9 protein-coding genes are annotated in these 9486 nt (G+C 72.4%); 7 read left to right on the top strand and 2 right to left on the bottom strand.

All coding sequences use genetic code 11. The features are described from left to right. Positions 1–348 precede the first annotated feature (348 nt). Positions 349–1518, bottom strand: a complete 1170-nt coding sequence (locus KUM32_RS27670) for a hypothetical protein (protein WP_217144698.1) — start codon at positions 1516–1518, stop codon at positions 349–351. Next, positions 1515–2471, bottom strand: a complete 957-nt coding sequence (locus tag KUM32_RS27665) for a 5-dehydro-4-deoxyglucarate dehydratase (protein WP_217144697.1) — start codon at positions 2469–2471, stop codon at positions 1515–1517. Before KUM32_RS27665 ends, KUM32_RS27670 begins: the two co-directional genes overlap by 4 nt. Positions 2472–2663: 192 nt before the next feature. Here KUM32_RS27665 and KUM32_RS27660 point away from each other — a divergent pair, with 192 nt between their 5' ends. The 7 genes from KUM32_RS27660 to KUM32_RS27630 all read left to right on the top strand — a co-directional run. Beyond that, positions 2664–3473, top strand: a complete 810-nt coding sequence (locus KUM32_RS27660) for an NAD(P)-dependent oxidoreductase (protein ID WP_217144696.1) — start codon at positions 2664–2666, stop codon at positions 3471–3473. A 283-nt stretch (positions 3474–3756) separates the two neighbouring features. Next, entirely contained in the window at positions 3757–4527 is a 771-nt protein-coding gene (locus KUM32_RS27655; RefSeq protein ID WP_217144695.1) for a DeoR/GlpR family DNA-binding transcription regulator, read from the top strand. A 96-nt stretch (positions 4528–4623) separates the two neighbouring features. Then, complete coding sequence (locus tag KUM32_RS27650) at positions 4624–5994, top strand: sugar ABC transporter substrate-binding protein (RefSeq protein ID WP_217144694.1); 1371 nt, start codon at positions 4624–4626, stop codon at positions 5992–5994. Next, positions 5991–6935: a carbohydrate ABC transporter permease gene (locus KUM32_RS27645; RefSeq protein ID WP_217144693.1), complete on the top strand. Its 945-nt coding sequence runs from the start codon at positions 5991–5993 to the stop codon at positions 6933–6935. The genes KUM32_RS27650 and KUM32_RS27645 overlap by 4 nt, the downstream gene beginning before the upstream one ends. Next, the gene (locus tag KUM32_RS27640) at positions 6932–7780 is read left to right on the top strand and encodes a carbohydrate ABC transporter permease (RefSeq protein ID WP_217144692.1); all 849 of its coding nucleotides are present in this window, start codon (positions 6932–6934) and stop codon (positions 7778–7780) included. The genes KUM32_RS27645 and KUM32_RS27640 overlap by 4 nt, the downstream gene beginning before the upstream one ends. After that, on the top strand, positions 7777–8766 hold the full coding sequence (locus tag KUM32_RS27635; RefSeq protein WP_217144691.1) for a zinc-dependent alcohol dehydrogenase family protein: 990 nt from the start codon (positions 7777–7779) through the stop codon (positions 8764–8766). The genes KUM32_RS27640 and KUM32_RS27635 overlap by 4 nt, the downstream gene beginning before the upstream one ends. A gap of 181 nt (positions 8767–8947) precedes the next feature. Beyond that, on the top strand, positions 8948–9486 hold a 539-nt coding region (locus KUM32_RS27630; RefSeq protein ID WP_217144690.1), incomplete at its 3' end, for a TerD family protein.

Raw genomic sequence — 9486 nt, 5'->3', positions numbered from 1 at the left:
CCCCGCGGGCGCCCGCGGCGCCCGGCGCCCGGCGACCGGCGACCACGAACCGCACCACCCCACGTCGCGCCCACGCGCCGCGCCGCGCCGGCACCATCCCACCCCACGCCCACACGCCGCCCCGTACCACCCCCACCCCACACCCGCACGCCTCCCGGCGCCGCACACCCGCGCCTGACCACCGCATCCCGCCGCGCCCCGGCTCACCCACGACCGGCGCTTCCCCACCGGGCCACGCAGTCACCACCCCCACCGGCACGACCACACCACACGCCCGCCCCGACACGGCACCCGCACCCGCACCCGGGCACGCCCCGCCTCACCCGCGGCCGTCGGGCCACCCCGCGCTCACCGCCCGGCGAGAGCCGACCGCACCGCCTCCAGGTCGGCGTCCGACGCCAACCCGGCGTGGTAGAGCCGCAGTTCCGTGGCGCCCAGCTCGCGCGCGCGTGCCGCGTCGGCGGCGAGGGTGTCCGGGCTGCCGCCCATGCCGGAGACCACGGTGAGGTTGGCCGCGAGGACGGCCCCGGCGCGGCCCTGCTCGGCGAACGGCGTGAGCAGGCCCGCGCCGCCCGTGCAGGGCACGACCACGCCGTCCGCGACGGACAGGATGTGCGCGGGGTCGACGCCGGCGTTGGCGCCGCAGTGGTACGAGACCGGGTCGGCGTGCAGCAGGACCTGGAAGCCGTCGGGCGCGGCGGCGCGGACGGCCGCGACCGCCGTCTCCTGGAGGGTGCGGGCGGTTTCGTCCCGCCACGCGCGCGTGGCGTTCGCCGGCGCCTCGCCCAGCAGCTTCTCGACGCCCGTCCAGCCCCCGTCGGACGACACCGCACCCCGCCAGACCGGCCCCAGCGCGGCGCGCACGGCGGCGGCGAGCTCGTCGGGGTCGAGGCCCAGACCGTCGTAGCCCGTCCGGCAGTGGGGGCAGAAGCACAGCGACATCAGGTACTGCCCGGCGTCCCCGAGACCGACCCCGCCGGTCTTGTCGTGGGCGTGCAGGTGGGCGAGCCCGTACCAGCCCAGCGACTCCAGTTCGGTGCCGCGTGCCCCGGGCCGCACGGCCGCCTCGGCGGCCAGGCCGGTGAGGTAGGCGCGTGTGGCGGGCTGCGCGACGCAGGGCGCCCAGGGGTAGCAGTCGCCGTAGGCGTTGACGACGGAGGTGTGCGGGTGCTCGGCGCCGAGGCGGGAGTTGTGGGCGAGGACCACCCAGGTGTGCACCTCCAGGCCCGCGTCCGCGAGCGCGGCGGCGGCCTCGCCCCAGGCGTCGCCGGGCGCCCAGTCACCGGCCTCGTACGGGCGCAGGTCCCGGCCCTCCCAGCGGGCGGCGTCCGGCGGGTAGAGGACGGCGGCGTACTCGGCGGTGACGACGCGGTGGCGCGGGTGGCGGGGGGTGAGGGCACGGGTGGAGTGGTAGGCGGAGGCGAGCGTCACCTGCCCGACGCCGGTCCCGGCGATGAACGAAGCCGCTCCCGGGTCCCCGTTGACGTCCCAGGGGTAGACGAACGCCGACGCCTTCACCGGCCCTCCTCCCCGCGCTCGTCATCGAGCAGCGCGTGACCCCGCTCGATCAGCTGGGCGAGTTGCTTCACATGGTCGTCGGTCGGCTCCTGCAACGGCGGCCGCACCTCCCCCACGTCCAGGCCGCGCAGCCGGACGCCCGCCTTGACCAGGGCGACGGCGTACCCGCGGCCCTGTGCGCGCAGTTCGACGAACGGCCGGTAGAAGCCGTCCAGCAGACGGCGCACGACGGCTTCGTCGCCCGAGCGGAGCGCCCGGTGGAAGGCGAGGGCGATCTCGGGGGCGAAGCAGAACACGGCGGACGAGTAGAGGGTGACGCCGAGGGCCCGGTAGGCGAGCTGGGTCTGCTCGGCGGTCGGCAGCCCGTTGAAGTAGAGGAAGTCGCCGGGGGCCTCGGTGCGCACCGCGCTGACGACCCGCTGCATGAGGTCGAGGTCGCCGAGCCCGTCCTTGAGGCCGATGATCCCGTCCGTGCGGGCCAGTTCGACCACGCTCTCCGGCGTGAACACCGCGTTGTCGCGCTGGTAGACGATCACGGGCAGCGAGGTCGCCCCGGCCACGTCCCGGTAGTGCCGCAGCAGCCCCTCCTGGCCGGCGAGCACCAGGTACGGCGGCATGGCGAGCAGGCCGTCGGCCCCGGCCTCCTCGGCGAGGCGCGCGTAGCGCACGGCGAGGGCGGTGCCGTAGCCCGCGCCCGCCACGACGGGCACCCGCCCGGCGGTCTCCTCCACGGCGGCCCGCACGCAGGTCTGGAACTCCTCGGGGGTGAGGGCGTGGAACTCGCCGGTGCCGCAGCAGGCGAACACGGCGGCGGCCCCGGCCTCGACCCCGTGGCGCACATGCGCGCGGTAGGCGGCGAGGTCGACCTCGCCCCCGGGCGCGTACGCCGTGACGGGGAAGAAGAGCGGCCCGCTGGGCGCGGTGAGCCGGGCGGCGAGAGAGGCTGAGGTCACGGGCGCTCCCATTCCATATCCATGATCTGCGTCTATATTTCTGAACGCGTCCACGCTAAGCCGCCCCGCGAACGCCGTCAAGCAGGCCACCTCTTGACGGGTGTCCACCGGTTCTTTAGCGTGTCCACGCATATGAACGCCGGGCGCTCATACGCACGGTTGCCGATTCTGGAGACCCTAGGAGTCCCGAGGATGCCCGCTCCCCGCACCGTCCTGCTCACCGGCGCCGCCGGCGGCCTCGGCACCCTGATGCGGGACCTGCTCCCCGGCCACGGCTACCGGCTGCGCCTGCTCGACCTGCGCCCGATCGAGGGCGAGCCGGACGCGATCGTCGCCGACCTCGCCGACCGGGCGGCCGTGCGCGAGGCGGTCCGGGGCGTCGACGCGATCATCCACCTGGCGGGCATCTCCCTGGAAGCCCCGTTCGAGAAGATCCTCAAGGCCAACATCGAGGGCACGTACAACCTGTACGAGGCCGCCCGCGAGGAGGGCGTCGGACGCATCGTCTTCGCCTCCTCCAACCACGCCGTCGGCTACACCCCGCGCCCGCGGGGCGACGACCCCCTCATCCCGGTCGACACCCCGCGCCGCCCGGACACCTTCTACGGCCTGTCCAAGTGCTTCGGCGAGGACCTCGCCCAGCTCTACTGGGACAAGCACGGCGTGGAGACCGTCTCGGTCCGCATCGGCTCCTGCTTCCCCGAGCCGACCAGCGTGCGCATGCTCTCGGTGTGGATGAGCCCCGCCGACGGCGCCCGCCTCTTCCACGCCGCCCTGACGGCCGAGAACGTCGGGCACACCGTGGTCCACGGCTCCTCCGCCAACACGCGCCTGTGGTGGGACCTCGGCTCCGCGCGGGCGCTCGGTTACGAACCGCAGGACGACTCCGAGCCGTACGCCGAGAAGCTCGTCGCCGAACAGGGCGAACTCGACCCGGACAACCCGGCGCACGCCTGCCTGGGCGGCCACTTCGTGACCGACCCGCCGATCTGGCCGTACTGACCGGAACTCGTCTGCGCGAAGACCGGAACTCGTCGCACAAGGAAGCGGACGGGCACCAAACGGGCCCGTCCGCTTCCGCATGCGGGCACAAGCGCTGCCCGTTCTCACCCCGCCCCTGACTGCGACCCAGGTCCGAGACGGGCACCCGACGGCCGGAACGGGCACAAACGGGCAGCATCGGGTCCGCAACAGGCCTGGTCAGTGCCGCACGCCCGCTGTAGAACTTCCCCCAAGGGCCACCCGGGCCCGAACGGGCAACGAGGCGGTGAGGCAGGTGTTCGGCATGGGCACGAGGACGGCGGAAGAGCGCCAGCGCGAGATCGTGCGGCTCGCCCGCGCCACCGGCTCGGTCGACGTCACCGCGCTCGCGGCCGGCCTGGGCGTCGCCAAGGAGACCGTGCGACGGGATCTTCGCGCCCTGGAGGACCACGGCCTGGTCCGCCGCACCCACGGCGGCGCCTACCCGGTGGAGAGCGCCGGGTTCGAGACCACGCTCGCCTTCCGCGCCACCAGTCACGTCCCGGAGAAGCGCCGGGTCGCCGCCGCGGCGGCCGAACTGCTCGGCGACGCGGAGACGGTCTTCGTCGACGAGGGCTTCACCCCCCGGCTCATCGCCGAGGCCCTCCCCCGGGACCGGCCGCTGACCGTGGTCACCGCGTCCCTGCCCGTCGCGGGCGCGCTGGCCGAGGCCGGCGACACCTCCGTCCTGCTGCTCGGCGGCCGGGTCCGCCCGGGCACGCTCGCCACCGTCGACCACTGGACGACGAAGATGCTGGCCGGTTTCGTCATCGACCTGGCGTACATCGGCGCCAACGGCATCTCCCGCGAACACGGCCTCACCACCCCCGACCCCGCCGTCAGCGAGGTCAAGGCGCAGGCGGTCCGGGCCGCGCGCCGCACGGTGTTCGCCGGGACGCACACCAAGTTCGGGGCGGTCAGCTTCTGCCGGTTCGCGGAGATCGGCTCCCTGGAGGCGATCGTCACCAGCACGCTGCTGCCCACGGCCGAGGCCCACCGCTACTCGCTGCTCGGCCCGCAGGTCATCCGCGTCTGAACCCCCCTCACGTCCCCGCAGGGCATCCTCACGCCCTGCCCTGCCCCATACCTCCCTATTCCTCCTTATCCCTCCCCATATGTTCAGGAGCGATCCATGCGAACCCAGAGCCGACGGAGGCCGCGAGCCACGCTCGCCTTGGCCGCCGCAGGGACGCTGCTCGCCCCGCTGCTCTCCGGCTGCTGGGTCGGGGCGGGCGGAGCCGGATCCGGCGGCAACTCCATCAACGTCCTGATGGTCAACAACCCGCAGATGGTCCAGTTGCAGAAACTCACCGCGGACCACTTCACCGAGGAGACCGGCATCAAGGTGAACTTCACCGTCCTGCCGGAGAACGACGTCCGCGACAAGATCAGCCAGGACTTCGCCAACCAGGCCGGCCAGTACGACGTCGCCACCCTCTCCAACTACGAGATCCCGATCTACGCCCGCAACGAGTGGCTGCACGAGATGGGCTCCTACGTCGCCGAGGACCCCGCCTACGACGAGGAGGACGTCCTGGGGCCGATGCGCGAGTCCCTCACCGGCGACGACGGCAAGCTCTACGGCCAGCCCTTCTACGGCGAGTCGTCCTTCCTGATGTACCGCAAGGACCTGTTCGCCGAGCGGGGCCTGACGATGCCCGAGCACCCCACCTGGACCCAGGTGGCCGCCCTCGCCGAGAAGCTGGACGGCGCCGAGCCCGGCATGAAGGGCATCTGCCTGCGCGGGCTGCCCGGCTGGGGCGAACTGATGGCGCCCCTGACGACGGTCGTGAACACCTTCGGCGGCACCTGGTTCGACCAGGACTGGCAGGCCCGGCTCGACTCGCCCGAGTGGGAGAAGGCGACGAAGTTCTATGTCGGCCTCGTCCGCGAGCACGGCCAGTCCGGCGCCGCCCAGTCCGGCTTCGCCGAGTGTCTGAACAACATGACGCAGGGCAAGGTCGCCATGTGGTACGACGCCACCTCCGCGGCCGGCTCCCTGGACTCGGCCACGTCCCCGGTCAGGGGCAAGGTCGGCTACGCGCCGGCCCCCGTGGAGAAGACCGACTCCTCCGGCTGGCTCTACACCTGGGCCTGGGGCATCCAGAAGGCCTCCCGCAACGCCGACAAGGCCTGGAAGTTCGTCTCCTGGGCGTCCGGCAAGGAGTACGAGCAGCTCGTGGGCGAGGAGGCCGGCTGGTCCGACGTCCCGGCCGGCAAGCGCGCCTCGACGTACGAGAACCCGGCCTACGTCAAGGAGGCCGCCGCCTTCCAGGAGATGACCAGGGAGGCCATCGAGGGCGCCAGGCCCAAGGACCCCGGCGTGCAGCCGCGCCCCGCGCCCGGCATCCAGTTCGTCGGCATCCCCGAGTTCACCGACCTCGGCACCAAGGTCTCCCAGGAGATCAGCGCGGCCATCGCCGGACGCCAGTCGGTCGAGGAGGCGCTGAAGAAGTCCCAGCAGCTCGCCGAGAAGATCTCCGAGGAGTACGAGGGACGATGACCGCCACCACCACGGCCCCCGCGGCCGCACCCGACCACGTCCGCCCCGCCGTTCGCCCGCCGTCCTCCCGGCTGCGCGCCTGGGCCACCCGGGCCCCTCTCCTCCCCGCCCTGATCTTCATGGTCGCGGTCACCCAGCTGCCCTTCGTGGCGACGCTGGTGATCTCCTTCTTCGACTGGAACTCCCTCTACCCGGACGCCCGCCACTTCACCGGCCTCTCCAACTACGGCGACGTCCTCAGCGACCCGGACCTGCGCAAGTCGGTGTGGACGACGATCCTGCTGACGGTCGCGGTGGTCCTGGCCAGCCTGGTGCTCGGCCTGGCCCTCGCCCTGCTGCTGGACCGGAGGTTCAAGGGCCGGGGCGTGGTCCGCACCCTGCTGATCGCCCCGTTCCTGGTCGTCCCCGTGGCCGCGGCACTGCTCTGGAAGCACGTCCTCTACAACCCCGAGTACGGCCTGCTCAACGGCCTGTTGCACTACGTCGGCGGACCGCAGCCGGACTGGATCTCGAACACCCCGCTGCTCGCCGTCGAGGCGTCACTGGTGTGGCAGTGGACACCGTTCATGATGCTGATCCTGCTGGCCGGCCTGCAGAGCCGCGACCAGCAGCAGATCGAGGCGGCCCGGGTGGACGGCGCGAGCGACTGGCAGATCTTCCGCCACCTCACCCTCCCCCACCTGCGCCGCTACCTGGAACTCGGCGCCCTGCTGGGTTCGATCTACATCGTGCAGAACTTCGACGCGGTCTTCACCATCACGTCCGGCGGCCTGGGCACGGCCAACCTGCCCTACACCGTCTACCAGAGCTTCTACCAGGCCCACGAGAACGGCCTCGCCTCGGCCGCGGGCGTGCTGGTCGTCATCGGCTCGATCATCATCGCGACCTTCGCCCTGCGCGTGGTCTCGTCCCTGTTCCGCGAGGAGGTGTCCCGCGCATGAGCACCGCGGCCGCTGTACGAGTCCGCCGCAAGGGCGGTGCCGGCCTGGGCCTGGTGGCCTGGCTGGCCGGAATCGTCTTCTTCCTGCCCATCGCGTGGATGGCCCTGACCTCCTTCCACGCGGAGGAGGACGCCGCCACCAACCCGCCGTCCTTCGCGGCGTCGCTGACGCTGGACGGCTACCGCGAGTTCTTCGGCGCGGGCGGCGGCGCGAGCCCCTGGCCGGCCCTGGTCAACTCGGCGGTGGCGTCGGTCGCCTCGACCCTGCTCGTCCTGGTCCTGGCCCTCCCCGCCGCGTACGCGCTCTCCATCCGTCCGGTGAAGAAGTGGACGGACGTCCTGTTCTTCTTCCTGTCCACCAAGATGCTGCCGGTGGTGGCGGGCCTGCTGCCGATCTACCTGTTCGCCAAGAACGCGGACCTGCTCGACAACATCTGGCTGCTGGTCGTCCTCTACACCTCCATGAACCTGCCGATCGCGGTGTGGATGATGCAGTCCTTCCTCGCCGAGGTCCCGGTCGCGATCATCGAGGCGGCCCGGGTGGACGGCGCGCGGCTGCCGACGATCCTGGCCCGGGTGGTCGCCCCGATCGCCCTGCCCGGCATCGCCGCGACGTCGTTGATCTGCTTCATCTTCAGCTGGAACGAACTGCTCTTCGCCCGGGTGCTGACGGGCGTGGTCGCCGAGACCGCCCCCGTCTTCCTGACCGGTTTCATCACCAGCCAGGGCCTGTTCCTGGCCAAGGTGTGCGCCGCGTCGCTCGTCATCTCCCTGCCGGTGCTCGCCGCGGGGTTCGCCGCCCAGGACAAACTGGTCCAGGGCCTGTCGTTGGGAGCCGTGAAATGAAGGCCGCCGTCATCGAGTCCGTGGGCCGCGCCGTCGTCACCGAGGTCCCCGATCCGGCACCAGGGCCGCGCGAGGTCGTCGTCGAGGTCGCGGCCTGCGGACTGTGCGGCACGGACCTGCACATCCTCCAGGGCGAGTTCGCGCCCAAGCTCCCCATCGTGCCGGGCCACGAGTTCGCCGGCGAGGTGGTCGGCGTCGGCACCCAGGTCACCGAGGTGTCCCTCGGTGACCGGGTCGCGGTGGACCCGTCCCTCTACTGCTACGAGTGCCGCTACTGCCGCACCGGCCACAACAACCTCTGCGAACGCTGGGCGGCCATCGGCGTGACGACGGCGGGCGGCGCGGCGCGGTACGCGGTGGCGCCGGTGGCGAACTGCGTGAAGCTCCCCGAGCACGTCCGCACCCAGGACGCGGCCCTGATCGAACCGCTCTCCTGCGCGGTCCGCGGCTACGACGTCCTCCAGTCCCGCCTCGGCGCCCACGTCCTGATCTACGGCTCCGGCACGATGGGCCTGATGATGCTGGAACTGGCCAAGCGGACCGGCGCGGCCACCGTGGACGTGGTGGACGTGAACCCGGCGCGGCTGGAGACGGCCCGCGGCCTCGGCGTCTCGGCCTCGGCCGCGAACCCGGACGAGCTGGACCGGCCCCAGGGCTGGGACCTCGTCATCGACGCCACGGGCAACGCGGCGGCGATCCAGGACGGCCTGGAGCGGGTCGCCAAGGCGGGAACGTTCCTCCAGTTCGGCGTCGCCGACTACGCGACACGGGTGCAGATCGATCCGTACCGCATCTACAACCAGGAGATCACGATCACGGGCTCGATGGCCGTCCTGCACAGCTACGAACGCGCGGCCGAGCTCTTCGCGAACGGCGTCCTGGACCCCGACGTCTTCATCAGCGACCGCATCCCGCTGGAGCGCTACCCCGAGGCGCTGGAGCAGTTCGCGGCGGGGGTGGGACGGAAGATCGTGGTGGTGCCGTAGCCGTTCGGCCCGTCCGGCGTCCGAGGGCGAGGCCGCTCAGGCCGAAACGGGGGTCCGGGGGCGCGGCCCCGAGGACGGGAACAGGGAGGGCGGCGGGGGGCGACACTCACCCGCCGCCCCGATTGCCCCCCGGGTAAGGGAACGGTAAAACGCCCTCACTCGTTCACCCGGCATGACAGCTATGACCCCCGGCTCGAACATCCCCCTCTCCGCCACCCGCGTGACGGTGGACGTCACCGCGCCCGTGCGGCTCGACGTATCGGGCCTGCTGCTCACCGCCGACGGCAAGGTGCGCTCCGACGACGACTTCATCTTCTACAACCAGCCCACCGGCCAGGGCGTGACCTACCGCTCCGGCGGCGGCACCGCCCCGGACGCGATCACGGTCGACACCGCCGCCGTGCCGCCGGGCATCGAGAAGATCGTCGTCACCGCCAGCCCGGACGCCGCCGGCCAGACCTTCCAGGGCATCGAACCGACCGCCACCATCCGCAACGCGGACGACAACTCCGTCCTCGCCACCTTCACGCCCCCGCAGCTCGGCACCGAGACGGCGCTGGTGATCGTGGAGGTCTACCTGCGCAACGGGGCCTGGAAGGCCCGCGCGGTGGGCCAGGGCTACGCCAACGGCCTGGCGGGCATCGCGACGGACTTCGGTGTCACGGTGGAGGAGCCGGCGGCCCCCGCCCAGCCGGTGGCCGCCCCGCCGCAGCCCCAGGC

Source organism: Streptomyces sp. AC627_RSS907, assembly GCF_019049165.1.
This window is presented reverse-complemented; position numbering and strand designations above follow the sequence as displayed.

Coding starts and splice junctions, on each gene's coding strand:
- KUM32_RS27660 (WP_217144696.1), top strand. CDS start 2,664: ATGCCCGCTCCCCGCACCGTCCTGCTCACCGGCGCCGCCGGCGGCCTC.
- KUM32_RS27655 (WP_217144695.1), top strand. CDS start 3,757: ATGGGCACGAGGACGGCGGAAGAGCGCCAGCGCGAGATCGTGCGGCTC.
- KUM32_RS27650 (WP_217144694.1), top strand. CDS start 4,624: ATGCGAACCCAGAGCCGACGGAGGCCGCGAGCCACGCTCGCCTTGGCC.
- KUM32_RS27645 (WP_217144693.1), top strand. CDS start 5,991: ATGACCGCCACCACCACGGCCCCCGCGGCCGCACCCGACCACGTCCGC.
- KUM32_RS27640 (WP_217144692.1), top strand. CDS start 6,932: ATGAGCACCGCGGCCGCTGTACGAGTCCGCCGCAAGGGCGGTGCCGGC.
- KUM32_RS27635 (WP_217144691.1), top strand. CDS start 7,777: ATGAAGGCCGCCGTCATCGAGTCCGTGGGCCGCGCCGTCGTCACCGAG.